This is a genomic window from Effusibacillus lacus, from assembly GCF_002335525.1.
In the GTDB taxonomy this organism is placed as follows: domain Bacteria; phylum Bacillota; class Bacilli; order Tumebacillales; family Effusibacillaceae; genus Effusibacillus; species Effusibacillus lacus.
In genome coordinates this window covers 26,511-45,384 of the sequence record NZ_BDUF01000004.1, presented here as the reverse complement: position 1 = coordinate 45,384, position 18,874 = coordinate 26,511, and the positions used below count along the sequence as shown (strand labels likewise).

General features: G+C 45.8%; 18 protein-coding genes. 1 reads left to right on the top strand and 17 read right to left on the bottom strand.

The window, feature by feature from the left end:
- Positions 1–4: 4 nt before the first annotated feature.
- From EFBL_RS00945 to EFBL_RS00865, 17 genes are all read right to left on the bottom strand, one after another.
- Complete coding sequence (locus tag EFBL_RS00945) at positions 5–715, bottom strand: hypothetical protein (RefSeq protein WP_096180270.1); 711 nt, start codon at positions 713–715, stop codon at positions 5–7.
- The gene (locus EFBL_RS00940) at positions 684–1,778 is read right to left on the bottom strand and encodes a molybdopterin-dependent oxidoreductase (RefSeq protein ID WP_096180269.1); all 1,095 of its coding nucleotides are present in this window, start codon (positions 1,776–1,778) and stop codon (positions 684–686) included. Before EFBL_RS00940 ends, EFBL_RS00945 begins: the two co-directional genes overlap by 32 nt.
- Positions 1,779–1,851: 73 nt before the next feature.
- Complete coding sequence (gucD, locus tag EFBL_RS00935) at positions 1,852–3,318, bottom strand: alpha-ketoglutaric semialdehyde dehydrogenase GucD (protein WP_096180268.1); 1,467 nt, start codon at positions 3,316–3,318, stop codon at positions 1,852–1,854.
- Positions 3,284–4,216: a fumarylacetoacetate hydrolase family protein gene (locus tag EFBL_RS00930; protein WP_096180267.1), complete on the bottom strand. Its 933-nt coding sequence runs from the start codon at positions 4,214–4,216 to the stop codon at positions 3,284–3,286. Before EFBL_RS00930 ends, gucD begins: the two co-directional genes overlap by 35 nt.
- A gap of 28 nt (positions 4,217–4,244) precedes the next feature.
- Positions 4,245–5,174 carry a DMT family transporter gene (locus tag EFBL_RS00925; RefSeq protein WP_096180266.1) on the bottom strand — a complete coding sequence of 310 codons (930 nt, stop codon included), beginning with the start codon at positions 5,172–5,174 and terminating at the stop codon, positions 4,245–4,247.
- 37 nt (positions 5,175–5,211) lie between these two features.
- A complete protein-coding gene (locus tag EFBL_RS00920) occupies positions 5,212–5,973 on the bottom strand; it encodes an SDR family NAD(P)-dependent oxidoreductase (protein ID WP_096180265.1) in 762 nt (253 codons plus the stop codon).
- A gap of 19 nt (positions 5,974–5,992) precedes the next feature.
- Positions 5,993–7,189 carry a hydroxyacid-oxoacid transhydrogenase gene (locus tag EFBL_RS00915; RefSeq protein ID WP_096180264.1) on the bottom strand — a complete coding sequence of 399 codons (1,197 nt, stop codon included), beginning with the start codon at positions 7,187–7,189 and terminating at the stop codon, positions 5,993–5,995.
- Positions 7,182–7,610: a MaoC family dehydratase gene (locus EFBL_RS00910; protein ID WP_207907587.1), complete on the bottom strand. Its 429-nt coding sequence runs from the start codon at positions 7,608–7,610 to the stop codon at positions 7,182–7,184. Before EFBL_RS00910 ends, EFBL_RS00915 begins: the two co-directional genes overlap by 8 nt.
- Positions 7,611–7,643: 33 nt before the next feature.
- Positions 7,644–8,849 (bottom strand): CaiB/BaiF CoA transferase family protein, encoded by a 1,206-nt coding sequence (locus EFBL_RS00905; RefSeq protein ID WP_096180262.1) that lies wholly within the window; start codon positions 8,847–8,849, stop codon positions 7,644–7,646.
- A 30-nt stretch (positions 8,850–8,879) separates the two neighbouring features.
- On the bottom strand, positions 8,880–10,025 hold the full coding sequence (locus EFBL_RS00900; protein ID WP_096180261.1) for an acyl-CoA dehydrogenase family protein: 1,146 nt from the start codon (positions 10,023–10,025) through the stop codon (positions 8,880–8,882).
- Positions 10,026–10,029: 4 nt separating this feature from the next.
- On the bottom strand, positions 10,030–10,815 hold the full coding sequence (locus EFBL_RS00895) for an enoyl-CoA hydratase/isomerase family protein (protein ID WP_096180260.1): 786 nt from the start codon (positions 10,813–10,815) through the stop codon (positions 10,030–10,032).
- Complete coding sequence (locus tag EFBL_RS00890) at positions 10,796–12,556, bottom strand: FAD-binding protein (RefSeq protein WP_096180259.1); 1,761 nt, start codon at positions 12,554–12,556, stop codon at positions 10,796–10,798. The genes EFBL_RS00895 and EFBL_RS00890 overlap by 20 nt, the downstream gene beginning before the upstream one ends.
- Positions 12,557–12,647: 91 nt before the next feature.
- Positions 12,648–13,073: a MaoC family dehydratase gene (locus EFBL_RS00885; protein WP_207907586.1), complete on the bottom strand. Its 426-nt coding sequence runs from the start codon at positions 13,071–13,073 to the stop codon at positions 12,648–12,650.
- 37 nt (positions 13,074–13,110) lie between these two features.
- Entirely contained in the window at positions 13,111–14,148 is a 1,038-nt protein-coding gene (locus EFBL_RS00880; RefSeq protein WP_165912554.1) for a TRAP transporter substrate-binding protein, read from the bottom strand.
- A 155-nt stretch (positions 14,149–14,303) separates the two neighbouring features.
- Entirely contained in the window at positions 14,304–15,584 is a 1,281-nt protein-coding gene (locus tag EFBL_RS00875; protein ID WP_096180256.1) for a TRAP transporter large permease, read from the bottom strand.
- Positions 15,581–16,147: a TRAP transporter small permease gene (locus tag EFBL_RS00870; protein WP_165912553.1), complete on the bottom strand. Its 567-nt coding sequence runs from the start codon at positions 16,145–16,147 to the stop codon at positions 15,581–15,583. The genes EFBL_RS00875 and EFBL_RS00870 overlap by 4 nt, the downstream gene beginning before the upstream one ends.
- 19 nt (positions 16,148–16,166) lie before the next feature.
- Entirely contained in the window at positions 16,167–17,219 is a 1,053-nt protein-coding gene (locus tag EFBL_RS00865) for a LacI family DNA-binding transcriptional regulator (RefSeq protein WP_165912552.1), read from the bottom strand.
- 446 nt (positions 17,220–17,665) lie between these two features.
- Here EFBL_RS00865 and ftsW point away from each other — a divergent pair, with 446 nt between their 5' ends.
- Positions 17,666–18,787, top strand: a complete 1,122-nt coding sequence (gene ftsW / locus EFBL_RS00860; RefSeq protein WP_096180253.1) for a putative lipid II flippase FtsW — start codon at positions 17,666–17,668, stop codon at positions 18,785–18,787.
- Positions 18,788–18,874: the final 87 nt, after the last annotated feature.

Genomic DNA, 18,874 nt, shown 5'->3' with positions numbered 1-18,874 from the left:
GTTGTTAGGGCATATTCGGTACATTTGTTTGATTCACCCCGGTGAAATTCGCCCGATATTCAACTTCCTTATAATTATAATGGGTATTTTGGGGCAGTTTTGCTTTTAATTTCGCTTCTAATAAATTCCCCTTTTCTTTATCTATCCAAATCTCCATTTCTGCACTGTCACCCTCAAACGCTATACCGTGTACGCTTTCAAAAAAAGTTCGTAAAGTCATATGAAACCCGACTTTGGAAACATCCTGAACCTTTTTGATGGTTTTTACAGACGAAAGCAAGTTTTTCCAAAACTCAATCGGATTGGACATTCCGGTTAATTCCCCCGCCGCGGGATGATTAATATCCATCTGTACCCAATGATCCTGTTCTTTATTGTGAAGGTCAATTCGGTTTGCAGTTAGATAGGCTTCGAAGGAAAAGAAATGATCTTCCTTCAACTTAACCTGCACTTCAAAAAAACTTTGCTTAGGCTGCTGCTGAATTTTACCGCTTAAGTGAAGTTGTTCGATCCCGTCCGTTTCGACAAATTCCTCTACCTGATAGGAGTTCCATTCAGCGGCCCGGACAACAGAACGATGGATTTGATTCCAATCGGCTTTTGCTTTACTGGGAGCCACCTGATAGCCGGCGTAAGCAATTATTACCCAGGCTGAGACAACAAATACCCAAAATAACAATCTCTTACCCGGTTTCAATATACCCGTCAAGATCATATCGTTCTGCCGCCTCCCAATATCCCAATTCCCGTGTGTTTACAAATTCAATTCTCTCCACCCATTTAATCGATTTGTACCCATACATTCCCGGATGAAAGAGACGACATGGGGCGCCTTGACTCGGCGTCAACGGTTTACCGTCGAGATGAAAAACAAGTAAAACATCCTGATTCATTAATTGATTCAACGTATAGGTTTCCGTATAGAGTTTGTCTGATGAGTACATTTTTACAAAAATCCCCTCTGCCTTCGGTTTCACTAACTCAACGAACTGCGGAAAAGGGATTCCGTTCCACTCGGCACCTATTACGCTCCAGCCGGTTACACAATGAAAATCTCTGACAATCTTGCGCCACTCCATATGTTTCAAATCCGAAAAAGAAAACTGGCGAGGGGTCTCTACCAATCCATCTACAGTCAGTTTCCACCCGGTTTCCTCAAACTTCGGGATCTCACTTGTCACTTTAAAAATTCGAAAATATCCCCTTCTCCGATTCAACATTTGAACAGTCTCTTCTTCCGTCAGAAAAGGCCTTAACCACTTCAACAGAAACCCAAACATAAAAAACTGAACGGCACCGGCCGTGAAAGTTAAAAATTCTCGTCTGGACATGTATTTACCGGTAAATTTTACTGCTGTGCGGTCTCCAAACCGTTTTTTCAACAGCTTCCAGGAGATATGCAGGAATACCCATGGTACTATAACCACGCTCAACCAATCATGAACCAGTAACGCCCCGATTCGATAATCCAAAAAAACGGGATGATTTTGCCACAACACCACCCCTGAAACACTCCAAATTAGCGCAAAGATATACATAATGGCAATATGAAGCCTTTTCAATCCGGCTTTCTTTAGGACAAACATATACTTGCCTACGGGAAAAGCGGAATATATTAAAAAAAGAGCATAAAATGAAGCCAGGACTAAATGAACATTTCGTACATCTTTCTTTGAGATAAACGGTACCCCCGCAAAATAAAGGATTACACCGGTGGCCAACAACAAGAATATAAAAACCGCGTGAATCCAATGGAGAAACGCCAACTGTTTTCTCATAGACTCCTTCCTTTCATGGAGAAAGTCTATTAAGGCAAACCCAAGGATTTTCTCCCTGGGTTTGCCTTGACCACTATGCTTTTACAAATACCGTTTTGATCGAAGTAAAAAATTCGATCGCCGCTTGCCCCTGTTCGCGCGAATGCGAGCTGGATTGCTTCATGCCGCCAAACGGTGCCTGCAGTTCCACTCCGGCGCTCTCCGCATTGATCCTCACAAGACCCGCCTCGATTTCGTTGATAAAAGACAGCATGTTTCCGATGTCTTTCGTGAAAATCGAGGCACTAAGACCGAACTGAACGTCGTTTGCCAGCTTCAACGCTTCTTCGATCGTGTCAACTTTGATCAACGCAAGCACCGGACCAAATATTTCTTCCTGAGCAATTGTCATCGATGGAGAAACATTCTCAAATACCGTGGGTTCAACAAAGAAACCGCCTTCAAATTCTTTTCCTTCCGGCTTCCCGCCGCCGCAGAGAAGTGTGGCTCCTTCCTCAATCCCTTTCTGAATATAGGAAAGGACCGTGTTTAATTGACTTTCACTGGCACAAGGCCCCATCCACGTATCAGGATGCATTCCGTCCCCAATTTTGATTTGTTTTACTTTAGCCAGAAGCTTTTCTTTAAACGCATCATAGATCTCGCTTTGTACAAACACCCGGCTTGTGGCCGTGCATTTCTGGCCGGTGGAGCGCAGACCGCCGCTGATGGTCGCATCGACTGCCAGATCCAGGTCGGCATCTTTCAATACAAGAACCGGATTTTTACCGCCCATTTCAAGCTGATATTTCGCTCCGCGGGCAAGAGCCCCCTGACCGACCATCTTCCCTACCTGGTTAGAACCTGTGAATGTGATGCCGTTGACGTCCGGGTGATCGATGATTCCCTGCCCTATTACTGAGCCGCTGCCCGTAACCATGTTTACAACACCTGCAGGCAATCCTGCTTCATCCATACATTCTATGATTTTAGCGGCAGTTACGGCTGTTTCCTGTGCAGGTTTAAGAACCAGGGTATTTCCGTAGACAAGAGCGGGTGCCATTTTCCAAATCGGAATCGCCACAGGAAAGTTCCATGGTGTGATAACTCCTACCACACCAATAGGCACTCGGGTTGTAAACATCAGTGCTTCACTGTCGCTGGACGGAATTACATCCCCAATCTTGCGCATTCCTTCACCTGCATAATAGTGGAGAATCGCAATGCCTCTTGCCGTTTCTCCTTTTGCTTCCGGGTAAGTTTTTCCCATTTCCCTGGTCATGGTTTCCGCTATTTCATCGAGCCGTCTTTCCAATGCGTTGGCGATTTTATAGAGATACTCCCCTCTCGCCGGACCGGACAGCTTTCGCCATAGCACCTGCGCTTTCTTCGCGGCTGTCACCGCTTTATCCAAGTCTTCGATACCGGATTTCTGTATATACCCAACAATATCGTATTTATTGGCCGGATTCATACTTTTTTCAACCTCACCCGTTGAAGCCGGCGTCCATTCCCCATTAATGTAATTATTGTATGTCTTCACTTGTGTTTGCACGGTCATCATTACTCTCCTCGCTGCTTGCTTGTTGACAAACAGGGTTATTCAATACACCAATACCCGAAATTTCAATTTCTATCCGATCCCCGTCGTTGAGGGTAAATTCATTTGGCGGAACAATACAAGTCCCTGTCAACAGAACAGTACCGTCGAAAATTACATTGTCCCTGATGAGATAAGAAACCAGTTCATCAAATTTTCTCTTAAGTTGTGACGTATTGGCGGTTCCTTCCACAACCTGTTCTCCGTTCCGGAAGATTCTGCAGGAAATCCGGAAATCATATGGATCCTCCACGGTTTCCGCCAACCGGATTGACGGTCCGATCGAACAAGAATTTCTCCAGATTTTGGCCTGAGGAAGATACAATGGATTTTCTCCTTCAATATCCCGGCAACTCATGTCATTCCCAATCGTATACCCCAAAATTCTTCCTTCTCTATTAATCACCACTCCAACCTCCGGCTCGGGAATCTGCCAGTTGGAATCACTTCGCAAATATACGGGCCGGTTGGGTCCAACCGTGCGGGCGGCTGTTGACTTAAAGAATATTTCCGGACGTTCTGCCTCATACACTTTATCGTAAAATGTCGTTGCGTCCAGTTTACCGCCGGTAGCTTCATAGTTCCGGGCATCTCTGCTTCTCTCATAGGTTACGCCTGCAGCCCAGACTTCAGGGGCCTCAATTGGAACAAGCAGATCCAAATCTTCCAAACCCGCAGTAAGAGGAGCGGAATCTTCCATGATCTGTTGAATAAGACTGATGGGACTGATTCCTTGCTTTTCCGCCTCGTTGATAAAACTGAGAAAATCCTGATAGGGCAGCCGGTAAATTTTGCAATCATCAGTTACAGCCGCAAGAGCAGGGACAGATTTATCTTCGGCAAATCGAATGATACGCATAGTTCCTACCTCCCATTCTTTTCTGATTCTAAGCGGTCTTCGAAGGGAAAGCGGAATCTGCATTTCCCGCTTTGCGAACCCCCAGATAGACCCCCGTTAAAACACTTGCAAGTCCGATAATGTGCACAAACTTAATGGTCTCACCTAAAAATAAAACTGAAAAAATCAAACCTGACACAGGCAGCCAGTTGAGAAAAATCGCTGTTCTCCCAACCCCGATTCGTGCAATGCCTATATACCAAAAAACATTCCCAAGCGCAGTTGATGCGACTCCGGAAAAAAGAACGAGCAACCAGGGCCCCCAACCGGGAAACCAGTTGTCTATCTGATAGAAAGACGGGGTAATAGCCGAGTGAATAAATAGCATCACTGTCCCTAAGAGGTGCATATAAGAAGCAATCACCAATGGATCCATTTCGTCAGCTATCTTACGAATGCAGATGGTACCGAATACATAGCAAAACATTGAGAAAGCCAAAATCAAATCTCCCAGACTCGCAGGTCCAATCGTTGATCCGCTCTTGTTAAGAACAACAACGCATACTCCGAATAATCCGATTAAAATCCCTGAGGTTCGGGTCAAAGTTAATTTCTCTCCGTAAAACATGGACGCTAACAAAACGGAGAAAAGAGGGTTTAAGGCAAGGATCAGCGATCCGTTCGTTGCTGTGGACAGATCCAACCCCAAAGCCAAAGTGAACTGATGAATATAAACAAGAAGAAAACTGGCAAGCCCTATCCATAACCATTGACGCAACGTTAACCGGGGAAAATTTCGGAATCTGATCCAAGTAAACAGCCAGATGGCCAAAAATGCGATTCCCATCCTCAGCACGGTCACTAAATTTACGTCAAAATAACCTGTCAACGTCTTGATAATCACCACGTTCAAACCCCAGATTGACGCCGTATAAAACAAAATCATGTAGACGACCCGGTCTGATCGATCAACTCCCACATGCAGGACCCCTTTTCATTCCGGAGGCATACATGCCTTATTTGGCAAGCGCCCCCCCATCGACTGATAATATGGCTCCCGTTGTGTATCGGTTTTCCGGCAGAGCAAAATAAAGTGCCGCCTCGGCGATATCTTCGGGAACTCCAAGATACGGAGTGAGCCGCCTCAGTAAAAATTCTTCTCTCATCAAAACCGGATTTGCATGACAATCAATAACCCGCTGCACCATTGGAGTTTCCACTGTTCCCGGACAAATGCAGTTTATCCGAACGCCGCTTCCGGAATGATCCACAGCCATTGCTTTTGTCAATCCAACGATTGCAGCTTTTGCGGCACAGTAAGCGGAACGATCCTTAAATCCCTTTAATCCCGCTTCAGAGGAAATATTGATGACCGAACCCTTCCTTTGTTTCACTAAATACGGCATTGAATAATGACTGACAAGATAGGTGGAAGTGACATTAGTTCGAAACACGTTTTCCCATTGATCCGGTGTCATGTCAATAACAGTTCCCGGAACAACAAGACCTGCATTATTCACAATTATAGTAAGGGTTCCAAAGTGACGAATCACCGAATCCACCATGTTCTTTACATCTTTGTCGCTGGTTACATCCACGGAGAAAAAGGAAGCGGTGCCGCCACGAGATTTTATGGCGGACACTACCGCCTCTCCCCGTTCCTTATTTCGACCTACAACAGCAACTTTGGCCCCTTCTTCCGAGAAACGTCTGGCAATCGCTTCTCCTATCCCTGAAGTAGCCCCGGTAATAACAGCAACTTCCCCGTGTAATCTCATCAATTCCTTTCCTCCTGTGTCATAATGCTTTCGCAAGAAGGGCTGCCGTATCCTTTACGTTTGGGGTTCTGGGGTTAATTCGGACCAGCCGTTCAATCGACAGAGCACTCTCAACGATTTCCCCGATTTGTTCGTTCTTAATGCCGATCTCTGACAGTTTTGTCGGCAATCCCAAAACCTTGAGCAGCCGGAATACCGCCTCGACGCTCCGCACTGTCTTTTCCTGTTGCGGCAGTTCCGATGGTTCCCCCAAGAATTCCGCTATCCTGGCAAACTTTTCGGGACACACGGCAGCGTTATATTCCATTACGTACGGGAGCAGGACTCCGATGATCTCCCCGTGCGCTTTTTTCGTCTTTTCCGCGATAGGATAGGCCAGAGCATGAATCAGGGAAGTTCCGGAATTTGTAAAAGCAAGCGCTGAATACAAGTTTCCCAACAACATGTTGGATCGGGCTTCCAAATTGTCCCCCTGGTGCACCGCGATCGGTAAATTTGGGGCAATCAGCCGGATGGCCTTTTCTGCAAAAAGATCGCTGGTCGGATTTGAACCTTGATAAATTAAATTCTCTTGTCCATGGAGATAGCGATAATCCTTTGCAAAATACGCCTCAATTGCCTGCGATAAAGCATCTATTCCGGTACAGGCGGTAATAAAGGCAGGCAGTTTTAGCGTAAGTCCCGGATCCAACAAAGCAACTTCGGGTCGCAAATGATGATCCGAAATCCCGACCTTCAGATTCGATTTGTCATCTGTTACAACCGCAACAGGAGACACCTCCGATCCTGTTCCGGCTGTAGTCGGAATCGCTATGACAGGCCGGACTTTGCCCGGAACTTTATTCTCGCCGTAGTAATCGGATGGATGCCCGCCATAAGTCAAAAGCAAGGAAGTGATCTTGGCCAGATCGATACAAGAGCCTCCTCCAAGTGCAACAAGCAGATCAGGTTGATACGGTTGCAGGTGTGAAAAACAGCTCAACACAGATGACATAGTCGGCTCGGGAACGGCTTGATCATAGATAACCGGTTTGATATCGGCTTTCTTTAATACCTGAATGGCTTGATCTAAAATCCCGGCCCGTGTAATACCCGGATCGGTAATAATAACAATTTGATTCGCCTCAAACTTTTGGATCACATTAGGCAGTTGTGTAATAGAACCATGACCGAATAGAATTGAGCCCGCGCTATGGAATTTCCAGACATCATTCATGTCGATTCCTTCCCACTCGTTCCAATTCCATTAATGCAGATTTGCCCTGGAGGACGACCTGCTTATTTTGATTGGTAACAACTGTTTCCAAAAGAAGAATTCCTTTTTCAGTTTTCTTTCCTGTTACGGTCAATGTGACGGTAATCGTGTCAGCGATGTAAACAGGACCTTTAAAATTGAGTTCCTGACCTACGTAAACAAAACCCGGCCCGGTTAACTTCGTATGCGTTGTTGAAATGATGGCTGCCGTAAACATCCCGTGCACCACCCGGCGGCCAAACGGGGTTCCAGAGGCAAATTCGTCATCCATATGAAGTGGATTTAAGTCTCCTGACAGATGTCCAAAAGCATTCACATCTTCTTCGGTAATCGTGCAAACTGTAACTTCCTGTTTTCCAATTTCGATTTCTTCAAACTTCAATAGGGAAGCAGCCATGTCCCCCATCCTTTCAAATTACTTTTCATTGATTTCCTGTTTACCCGGTTGTGCAGCCACAATGCGGTCTTCAATGAATTTTTGAATTTCCGCTTCGGAGAACCCGTATTCCCGCAAGATCTGTTCTGTGTGTTCTCCCAACCGCGGCGGGTATTGCCGCACAGCCGGTACCTGACCGTCAAAGCGTATAGGGTGGCTTAACAAACGAATGTTGCCTGCATCAGGGTGTTCTACTGTCATAATCATTTTGTTCCATTCCACCTGCGGGTCTTTTTCAATTTCTTCGTACCCGTTAACAGGCGCACACCAGATATCCGTTTGTTCGAAAACGGCAAACCATTCTTCGGTAGTTTTTTTCTTGATTTCTTCGCAAATGATTTGATTTACCTCTTCCCGCTTAAGCATCTGATCCTTTTCCGAGTACCGTGCCAAGCTGTTTGAATGAAACGCTTTTGCCAACTTTTCTATCGGAGTCAGGGAAATGGCAATCCACCCATCCAACGTCTTATAAATTCCGTAGGGAGCCTGGTGGAACCGGCTTCCCAATCCGGTATTGCTGCGTTCCCAAAGCGGTCCCTTGTTTAAATAGTACGTTAAAGGTTCAATCTGCAAATCCAAAGCGGCATTTAGAAGATTGCTTTCCACTTTGCAGCCTTTGCCTGTTTTTTCCCGATTGAATAATGCTGCCACGATTCCAAAGGCTGCCAATACGGCTGCGTGTTGATCAACAGCGGCTGTTCCGACCGGGGTGGGCGGGGCATCTTTTGCCCCGTTCAACGTAGCCAAGCCGCTCATTGCCTGCAGGAGAAGATCCTGTCCGGGACGGTCACGGTACGGTCCATCAGACCCATAGCCCGTACAGGAACAGTAAATCAATCGGGGATTGATTTCCTTCAAAGTTTCATATCCAAAACCGAGCCGGTCCATTACGCCGGGACGAAAATTTTCAACCAGTATGTCCGCTTCCATTACTAAACGCTGAATAATCTCTTTGCCTGTCTCGGTCCTGAGATCTATCGACAAACTTCTTTGATTGCGGTTTCCCAACAAGAAAAACACGCTGACATCATTGACAAAAGCGTCAAAACCGGACCAATGACGCTCAAAAGCACCTTTAGGCGATTCAATTTTAATCACATCCGCCCCTAAGTCAGCCAGCATCTGAACAGCTGAAGGTCCTTGCAAAAAATGGGTAAAGCTCAGAACTTTCACTCCGTTAAGCATGGTTCACGCCTCCCTGTTCGTCGACAGTTTCTACTTGACCATCATTCGCGCAATAATCACCCGCTGGATTTCCGAAGTCCCTTCCACAATCTCCAGCACCTTGGCGTCACCAAAAGCGCGTGATACGGCATATTCACTCATAATCCCGTAGCCGCCGTGAATCTGAATCGCTTGATGGGCTGCCTCCATCGCTTTCTCGGTGGCAAACAGCTTAGCCATGGATGCATCTTTGTCAAAAGACTTCCCTGCATCCTTTAGTGCCGCGGCATGATAAATCATTAATCGAGCTGCTTCGGCGTGAGTTGCCATATCGGCAATTTTGAATTGAAGCGCTTGAAAGTCGGTCAATTGCTTTCCGAATGCGGTTCGTTCCTTCATGTAAGAAATTGAACGATCCAAAGAACCTTGCAGAATTCCAAGTCCCATGGCAGCAATTAAAATTCTTCCCGTACTAATTGTAGATAACGTTTGTTTTAAACCCGCTCCCCGGTCGCCTAACAGATTTTCTTTCGGAATTCGGCAACTGTCAAAAAACAGTTCCCAGGTATCCGAAGCACGCCATCCGATTTTATTCAGCTTTCGCCCGTAAGCGAATCCGGGAGTCCCTTTCGGTACAATAAAATTTGAAATTTCATTGCGACCGTCCGCTTTTTTGCCTGTAACCGCTGCGATTACGACCGGGCCGGTCACATCGGTTGCTGAATTGCTGATAAAAATCTTTGAACCGGTAATCACCCATTCATCGCCTTCAAGTATGGCGGTAGTTTGTATCGCCGCCGCATCGGAACCGGCATTCGGCTCCGTTAAGGCTATGGCTCCAATTTTTTCGCCTGTGAGAATCGGACGCAGGTAGGTTTGTTTTTGCTCCGTTGTCCCGAAATTACTAAGCAGACTTGCTACAGAAGAATTTGCCATGATGGAGTTTGCCACGGCACAATCGACCCGGGCCAACTCCTCAAGTACAATAACAAATGAGAGCCAATCTCCGCCGCCGCCTCCAAATTCTTCATCATAGGGAAGTCCGATCAGCCCCAACTCACCTGCCATTTTCCATATTTCGTAAGGAAATGACTGATCTTCCCAAAGTTTTTCAGAAATCGGAGCAATTTCACTTTCCGCAAATTCCCGCACCATTTTGCGAATCATATTTTGCTCTTGGGACAGATTCACCAACATCGCATTACACCTTCTTTTCCTTGTTTCGGTTTAGAAAAGCTTCAAATCCTGCCTTGGCATGCGAGGCACTGAAATTAACGGAATAAGCTTGCGCCTCATAGCGAAAACCGGCCGCCAAATCCAGTTCCACACCACGATTTACAGATTGCTTAGCCATTTTTAAACTAAAGGATTCTTTAGAGGCCAGCGTTTTTGCGAGTTCCATCGTAACTTCACGCAATTGTTCCTTTGGCACCACCCGGTTGACAAATCCGAATTCCCGGCAGTTGTCGGCTGTGTAGTAGTTACCCGTGAATATCATTTCTTTTGCCCGGTTCAGTCCGAGTTTTTTCGCCGCGAGTTGAGTGCCACCCCATCCCGGCATCGTATTTAAATTAATTTCCGGAAAACCGAACTTGGCGTTATCGGAAGCGATAATCATGTCGCACGAGAGAGCAAGTTCAAATCCGCCTCCAAGAGCATATCCGTTCACCATTGCAATCACCGGTTTCGGAAATTCATGGATGCGAAGGAACGTAGTTTGCCCGGCCACCATTTGTTCATAAGCACCGATTGTGTCAAGCCCCGCCAGTTGAGTTAAATCGTTTCCCACCACAAACGCCTTTTCCCCGGCACCTGTTATCACCAATGCTTTTACCGCATCGTCTTTTTCCGCACGATCCAGCATTTCATTTAATTCTTTCATAACCTGTGGACTGAATGCATTGAGTTTATCGGGGCGGTTGATCGTTGCAACCATTACCCCACCTTCCGTTTCAATCAAAAGCGTGTTAAACGTGGACGATTTCATATGGATATCTCCTTACCGTTTCGGGATCACTGGCAATCGTGCGATGTCTGATTTCATCTGCCTCAAGCCAGCTAACAACCCGGAAAAGGAAGTTTTCATCGTTTCGTTGCGGGTAGTCCACACGGAAATGGCTTCCCCTTGTTTCTTTTCTCAACCTCGCTGCTCTGGAAATAATCTCTCCCACCAACACCATATTTTCTGCCTCAATTGCATGCATTAACTCTTTGTTATTGTTGATAGACATAGCATTTTTACACTTTTCGCGCAGAGCGGTGAGCTTTTCAATCGCTGTGTTCAAGCTTTCTTCACTACGCGTAACCAGTACGTAGCGCCACATGATTTCCTGCAATTCCTTTTTGATATGATGAGGCTTTACTGTCCCTTTTTTCACGCTCATCATCAACAGGCGATTTTTTTCCTCTTCAATCTGTTGAATCGGTAATGGACACAACTCATTTTGGCTGGCATATTCAGCGGCAAAACGACCGGCTCTCTTTCCATATACCTGACAGGTAAGAATCATATTTCCGCCCAACCGGTCCGCACCATGTGGTCCGCCTGCAGTCTCCCCGGCGGCAAAAAGTCCCTGGATTGTTGTGCGAGCCTTCTCATCAATGAGCAGTCCGCCGTTAATCGCATGACCCAAGATGGCAACTTCTACAGGTGTCTTCCTGAGATCCAGATTGCGGTTTTCAAGCAACCACTTTACCGTAATATTCCAGGATTTTCGAAGCTCTTCCCCACGCGGCGTTTTTGGCAGATCCTCTTCGCTGACTCCTGTAAAATCAACGATTACTCCACCGTGCGGCCCCCCTCTTCCTTCCTTTATCTCTGTCTGGATGGCAATATCGATCCATTGCGAACCGTCATAACTGGAAAAAGGATAGTGGCCGGAACGAAGGTCCATACATCGCTCTACGGTCATTCCTTCCGGCAAATAGTTTTGAATAAACTCATCACCGAGGCCATTTGTTACTTTTGGATGAAGAGCCCATAGCCACGAATTGAACATATTTTTACAAGGATAAATCAGCCCCGGACCGACCTGCATAAACTCCATATTGATCAGCTCGGCACCCGCTCGGAAACCGAGTGAGTAGCCGTCGCCTGTAATATCAGCCGGGTTAATATTATAGGAGAAAAGCTGACCTGCTCCACCCGTACCCATAACCACTGCCTTGGCATGAAACACAATGTTTTTTCCTTCGCGATTGATTCCCATGGCTCCCACGATCCGATTCTTTTCCACCAAGAATCGAGTGAGTATGGTCCACTCATAGATCGGTATCTTGCGTTCAAGAATCTCACGTTTTTGCTCGTGTACAATCGGTTCCGCATGTCCGGGAATCAAGTGCATGCGAGGTTTTGTGGCAAAGCAGCCCAGAACCTCAAAATATTTACCGTCTTCGTCTTTGTGAAACGGTACATTCATTTTTTCTAAGCCCCTCAGGGATTGAGGGGCCTCCTCTGCCAAGATTTTAGCCAGTTTGGGATCAGCCATCCCTGCGGCTGCTCTCATGATGTCAGCAAAATGTGTCTCCGGAGTGTCCTCAGGATCCACCACTCCGTCGGCAACATTATAACCGGCAATTTCAGCGATCTTATAAGCGCTGGCGCCGCTTGTTCCAAAAGCTCCTTTCATCACAACGACCACCGAAGCACCATTGTCGTGTGCCTCTATCGCGGCCCGGCCTGCTGCGGCTCCTCCTCCGATGACCAGGACATCACATTGTACGACCATTTTTTTGCGTCACTCCTTCTAAATCTAACCCTCATAACCACTAGCCGGCGCAAACGCAAAATTGCAAACGTTTACAATCTATACTTGTTTTTTACAAGACTTTCAGATACGTTCTTCCTTCAGCCACGACAACCCCCACCTGATTGGTTACGGTTGCCCTGAAAATGCAAGTGTTTCGCTCTTCTTCCTTCTCAATTAAATCCAGACGGGCTGTTACCGTGTCGCCAAGATACACCGGAGCCGTAAAAGTAATGTCATAACGGTACGATACGGCACCAGGTTCTGGTACGCGAGCAGCCATATAGCCCATGACGGTTGCCAGAAAACCGACCGATAGAGCCCCTTGGGCAATCCTCTTCCCAAAACGGGTTTTTTGGGCAAATTCTTCATTCAGATGAACACCGTAAAAATCCCCTACAATCCCGGCAAATCCGTAAACGTCATATTCGCTTACCGTCTTGGAAAATTCAGCGGTATCTCCAAGTTTGAAAATATCCATGTTAGGTCGTTTCGCCACCGGAAAACATCCTTTCTCTCCGTCATTGTTACTTCTGTTATTTACCCGCCTTTTGCTTTGCCGCCTGGATTTCATCAAACAGTTTCTTTCCATCCGGGATTTCTTTCAGCAGTTGATCGTAAGTTTTCTCAGACACCTTCTTAAACTGGGTTAAATCCGGTTCAGTAACCTGCACACCCGCTTTTTTCATTTTCTCAATGGAATCGTCGTAAGCCTTTTTGTAGTAGTCAATTCCGTACTTCAGAGCTTCATTGGCTGCCTCTTGCAGTACCTTCTGCTGGTCAGGTGTCAACTTATCCCATTTTGCTTTCGAAATGATGAGAAGAGCCGGCAGGTAATGAACCTTTGTTTTGTTGTAATACTTTGATACCTCAATAAATTTGTCTTCTACAAACTGGTCAGGTGATGTATCCGCCCCGTCAACGACTCCTTGCTGCAGCGACAAATACACTTCGGAATACGCCATCGGGGTGGGTTGAGTGCCAAGCGCTTCATATGCCTTCACATAGCCAGGCGACTGCATAATCCGGATTTTAAACGATTTTATATCGTCGACAGATTTAATTGGCTTTGAAGAGAACACGTTTCGTTCCATCACGGAGAGCCATCCCAAACCAACCAGACCATGTTGCGGCAGCATGCCCAGATATTTTTTGCCGACTTCGCCACCGAGAACTTGATTGGCCTGGTCAATACTGTCGAAAAGGTATGGCAGGTCAAAGATTGAATACTCCTTAACCGTGTTCTCAAGCGGGGCCTGCGCCGTAACGAGCATTCCAATGGAACCGGTGCGAGCCGACTGAATCATCTTCACCTCGCCGCCCAGCTGAGATTGCGGAAAAACACTGATCTTAATAGTTCCGTTTGACTTTTGGGCGGCAAGTTCCGCCAGTTTGGTCGCCATCGCCTGATAATGACTTTGAGGCGACAAGGTATGACCCAAGTTTAATTCGACAACTTCTGTAGACTTTTTAGATTCGGTCGGAGCACTGGTGGGGTTACTGCCACATCCAACCAGAATAGTGCTCAGAGTAAACACGGATGCCAAAGCGGCAGTCAACACTTTTTTCTTCATTATTTCAATCCTCCTTTTCCATAAAAAACCAAAAACTGCTTGATCCATCCGCGACACCGTCTGTCCTTCCAACAATCTGTATGTACTTGGATCCACCTCCTCTTCGATCTATTCCCAATATTGCGATTATTTTATATATACACTCCCTGCTCTTATTACATAAATGATGGAAGCCACAGAGAAAGGGAGGGCACATAACTGATGATTAACACATCAAGAGTTAAAACACCTAAGAAGAGCAATACAGGACGAGTCAATTGACTCATTTTTAAATTGGCAATTTGACAAGCGACAACCAGGTTTACTGCTACCGGTGGAGTCAACATTCCGATAGCTACGTTAACCACCATGATGATTCCGAAATGAACCGGGTCAATTCCAAATTGAACAGCAATCGGCGCTAAAATTGGGGCAACAATAATGATAGTAACTAAAGCTTCCATTAACGTTCCCGTAATAAACAAAAAGATATTGACTAACAGTAAAAATACAATCGGATTATCTGAAAATTGTGCTATAGCTTTTCCGAGTTTTTGTGGAACTTCTTCCACGGTTAAGATGTAACCAAAAATTGAAGCATAAGCTACAATCAACATAATAATGGAGGTTGAAACAGCTGATTTTCCAAGAATGGGCATTAAATCTTTCCATTTTATCTCACGATAAACAAACATACCAATGATAAACCCGTAAACCACCGCAATGACAGCCGCCTCTGTTGGTGTAAACACACCTTTATAGATGCCCCCGAGAATAATCACCGGCATGACCAGGGCCAGAAATGAGTCCGTAAATGCAATCCACAGATCTTTCAACCATTGACGTTTGCTTGAACGATTAACAATATCAAAACCTTTCACTCTCGCAACAATGATAATGGTCAAAATAAGGGAAAGACCAATTAAAATGCCTGGGATAAAACCGGCCATGAACAGGCTGCCAATTGATACATTCGCAACAAGACCGTAAACAACCATCGGAATAGATGGAGGGATAATCACTCCGAGCTCACCGGCGGAAGCACAGGTTGCCGTTGCAAACGGTTTTGGATACCCCTTTTTCCCCATTTCCGGAATCAATGTCGAACCGATAGCTGCGGTTGTGGCAGCAGACGAACCCGAAATAGTTGAAAAAAACATGGCGGTTAACACAGCCACCGAACCAAGTCCGCCTCTGAACCATCCCACCAAAACATTCGCCAGTCTGATTAAACGTCTGGACATGCCGCCAGTCTGCATCAGATTGCCTGCCAAGATAAAAAAGGGGATGGCCATCAGGGGAAAGGAGTCCAAACTTTCAAATACGCTTTGAGCCAAAGTAATGAGGGGAAGATCTTTCACTTGTAATGCCACCAGGGATGAGAATCCCAAACAAACCGCAATGGGAACGCTAATTAATAAAAAGATCAAAAGAGAAATGAACAATGTTGAAATCATACGGCTGCCTCCTTTCCATCGCTCTTATAATCCGCTAACGCTGCTTCTACTTCTTCGTCTGAGGTATCCCGAATGTCTTTCTTATTCACATAAGCATCGACTAGGATTGTAATCGTATTTACTATCATTAATCCTGCCCCAATTGACATGGCGGAGTATACGTAAGACATTGGCACTTTCATGACCGGGGCCGTTTCTGAGAGCCCGAATTGTGTCCATTCTAAACCAATAACAAAAATGCAAGCATAGAAAATAAGAGATGTAATATGCGCACCTATTTTTATCAGTTTGCCAACCAAAGGCGGAACAGCGTGAATCAATGCTTCAACAGCATTTGAATCGGCTTTGCGCGCAGCCACGGCTCCACCTATAAAAACGAGCCAAATCATAAGATAGCGAGCTAATTCTTCTGTCCAAGGGGCGGAAATCTGCTCACCAAATGAGGTGAGAAAAAATCGAACCAGCACTTGATAAAACACCACCAAGGTCATCACCCCAAGGGCCAATCCGACCAGAATCTCGAGCCATTTGTTTACCTTATCCACCCATCTCACAAACGCCATGCACTCCATCCCCCTAGAGTTATAGTTGATAATTTTGATAGCTTTTTAAATGTGAGCCGCATGAGCGGCGAATCACAAGTTCAGGTTGAAGAGTGATTTTCCACGGACTTATGGCTTCACTTTCATTGCCATTTAACTTGTTCTCAATCTTTTGCATAAGGCGTTCGACTGCCAGCCTTGCCATTTCTTCGGCTCGTTGCCCTACTGTGGTCAGGCTGATCAGACTATGTCCCGACAGACGGAGGTTATCAAAGCTGGCTAAAGCCACATCTTCCGGCACGCGGTAATTTTTGTTCAATAAATATTCCATTGCATCGAGCGCCAAGAAATCTGCAGTGGTAAAAATCGCCGTCGGTTTTATTTTTCCGCCGAACATTTTATCCATTGCTTGCTGCACTTTGTTTTCCGGTTCCGAAAAATCAATTTCATGAACGAAATGGTCAAAGGTTTTTAACTTGAATGCATCCAGGGCTTGGCGGTATCCTGCAACCCTGCCTTCCACCGTGTCGAACGCAAGCGGGCCGTGTAAGATGCCGACTCTCGTATGGCCCAGCTGAATCAAATGTTTAACCGCTTCAAAAGAACCCTTTACGTTGTCTTGAACTATGTAATCCGCATCTTCATGACCATTGCGGCGGTTATAAAGAACATAAGGGATCTTGCTGTCACGGAGGCGGCTAATCGGATCATCTTTGAAAACAGAACCGATAATCACTCCATCTACGCGCTTTGTAATCAAGAGATCAATATATTCTGCCATCTTCCAGGGCTTCTCTTCTGTCACGCATAAAGTTACATGACAGTTATATCGTTCTGCCGTCTTCACAATCACCTCAGCAGTCTCAGCGAAAAACGGATTGCCAAGCCCCCCTACAATCAGACCAATATTATACGTTCTTCCCTTAACCATACTTCTGGCAATCAAATCGGGATAATAATTCAACTCATCAATTACTTTCAGAACTTTTTTTCTTGTCGATTCCTTTACAAAAGGATAATTATTAATAACTCTAGAAACTGTGGCGGTAGACACTCCGGCCTTTTTTGCAATATCAACGATTGTTGAATTCATAACTCCACCTAATTTCTTTTTATTATTCATTGTAAGGTTTTGCACTTTACGATTGTAAACGTTTACAAAAAATGCTTATAGCAATATTTATTCATTTCCATTCTATTCTGTTAGAAGGCAGGGCAATAAAGGACAAAACCGGATGCTCTTTCAATAAAAACGATAATCAAGTCAAGGGAAAAAATGAACAGTTCGAAGTTTTTTGTAAGCGTTTACAATCCATTTGAACATACCCATCTTGCTTTATCAATTTACAGCGGGGGTCCCTTATATGTTGTGATTATTTTATAACGACATCTACCAACCGGTCAATAGTTTTTTGAAAATTTGTGTTTTCGAAATTTAATCCTCCGATGATGTACTTCAGCCCGGCGAAAGGGGTTCGGGACTTCACGTCGAATAATTCTTTAATGCAGAAATTGAATTTGCCAAAAGGGGGAGATCGGATGAATCCCACCCGTCATCGTCCCGACTTCGTCTTGCTGATCGTCATCCTCCTGCTGGTCAGTATTGGACTCTTGACAATATACAGCGCCAGTATCATATGGGCGTATCAAAAACTCGGGGTCTCTCCGAACCATTTTTTCATCAGGCAGTGCATATTTTCGATCATCGGCCTGTTTTTTCTGTTTCTTACAATGAACATGCCCTATTGGAACTGGCGGAAACTGTTGGTTCTGATGCTTCCGGGATCTTTCTTCATGCTGTTGCTGGTATTTGTCTTTGAACCGGTGAAAGATGTGCACAGATGGATCCAGTTGGGGAGTTTCTCCATTCAGCCGTCTGAAGTGGCCACTTTGACCATCATTATCTATTGCGCCCACATTCTCACCAAGAAAAAGGACAAACTCCAGGATTTCAAAAAAGGGATCGTGCCGCCGATGGTCATAACCGGACTGTTTGCCTTTCTGGTTCTATTGCAGCCGGACATGGACGCGGCTGCGCTGATTGTGGTAACCGCTCTTGCGGTTATGTTCGCCGCAGGCACACCGCTTCTTCATCTGGCAAGAGTGGTGCTTCCGGCCACCTTCCTGGCCTTCATTTTCATTTTCACTTCCGAATGGAGAAGACAAAGGGTTCTTGCATTTCTGGATCCGTTTGCAGAAGAGAACCTGCAGGATTGGGGCTTTCAGCAGGCACACTCTTTGTACGCAATCGCTTCCGGCGGTTGGATGGGAAAGGGCCTTGGGAGAAGCATCGAAAAATTTCTGTATCTGCCGGAACCGCATACCGATTTTATATTCGCCATTTTTATCGAGGAATGGGGAATCATCGGCGGGGTCTTTCTGATCAGTCTGTTTGCCATATTGATCTGGCGCGGCGGCCGCATTGCCGCCCGTTTGCCCGATCGTTTCGGCGCATTGATGGCGGTCGGCATTACATCTATGATTGGGGTTGCAGTCGTCATCAATATCGGCGTGGTCACTGGCACCATACCCGTAATGGGAATCCCGCTTCCGTTCATTACATACGGCGGCAGTGCACTGGTCATCAAGATGATGGCTATGGGTATACTTTTGAATCTTTCGCGATATACCGTAGAAGACCACCATGTGTCAAGAAGATGATACTTTTTATGGTAAAGCAGGAATCATGATGGAAACGCCGTTGGAGCGGGACATTGAAGAATGATGAAACAGCCACCTGACTTATTC

What these genes read in the sequence shown, in the direction of transcription:
- EFBL_RS00920 (WP_096180265.1), bottom strand. Translation starts at nt 5,973, where the DNA reads ATGAGATTACACGGGGAAGTTGCTGTTATTACCGGGGCTACTTCAGGG.
- EFBL_RS00880 (WP_165912554.1), bottom strand. Translation starts at nt 14,148, where the DNA reads ATGAAGAAAAAAGTGTTGACTGCCGCTTTGGCATCCGTGTTTACTCTG.
- ftsW (WP_096180253.1), top strand. Translation starts at nt 17,666, where the DNA reads ATGAATCCCACCCGTCATCGTCCCGACTTCGTCTTGCTGATCGTCATC.
- EFBL_RS00890 (WP_096180259.1), bottom strand. Translation starts at nt 12,556, where the DNA reads ATGGTCGTACAATGTGATGTCCTGGTCATCGGAGGAGGAGCCGCAGCA.
- EFBL_RS00940 (WP_096180269.1), bottom strand. Translation starts at nt 1,778, where the DNA reads ATGAGAAAACAGTTGGCGTTTCTCCATTGGATTCACGCGGTTTTTATA.
- EFBL_RS00875 (WP_096180256.1), bottom strand. Translation starts at nt 15,584, where the DNA reads ATGATTTCAACATTGTTCATTTCTCTTTTGATCTTTTTATTAATTAGC.
- EFBL_RS00895 (WP_096180260.1), bottom strand. Translation starts at nt 10,815, where the DNA reads ATGAAATCGTCCACGTTTAACACGCTTTTGATTGAAACGGAAGGTGGG.
- EFBL_RS00905 (WP_096180262.1), bottom strand. Translation starts at nt 8,849, where the DNA reads ATGCTTAACGGAGTGAAAGTTCTGAGCTTTACCCATTTTTTGCAAGGA.
- EFBL_RS00945 (WP_096180270.1), bottom strand. Translation starts at nt 715, where the DNA reads ATGATCTTGACGGGTATATTGAAACCGGGTAAGAGATTGTTATTTTGG.
- EFBL_RS00930 (WP_096180267.1), bottom strand. Translation starts at nt 4,216, where the DNA reads ATGCGTATCATTCGATTTGCCGAAGATAAATCTGTCCCTGCTCTTGCG.
- EFBL_RS00915 (WP_096180264.1), bottom strand. Translation starts at nt 7,189, where the DNA reads ATGAATGATGTCTGGAAATTCCATAGCGCGGGCTCAATTCTATTCGGT.
- EFBL_RS00870 (WP_165912553.1), bottom strand. Translation starts at nt 16,147, where the DNA reads ATGGCGTTTGTGAGATGGGTGGATAAGGTAAACAAATGGCTCGAGATT.
- EFBL_RS00900 (WP_096180261.1), bottom strand. Translation starts at nt 10,025, where the DNA reads ATGTTGGTGAATCTGTCCCAAGAGCAAAATATGATTCGCAAAATGGTG.
- EFBL_RS00865 (WP_165912552.1), bottom strand. Translation starts at nt 17,219, where the DNA reads ATGAATTCAACAATCGTTGATATTGCAAAAAAGGCCGGAGTGTCTACC.
- gucD (WP_096180268.1), bottom strand. Translation starts at nt 3,318, where the DNA reads ATGACCGTGCAAACACAAGTGAAGACATACAATAATTACATTAATGGG.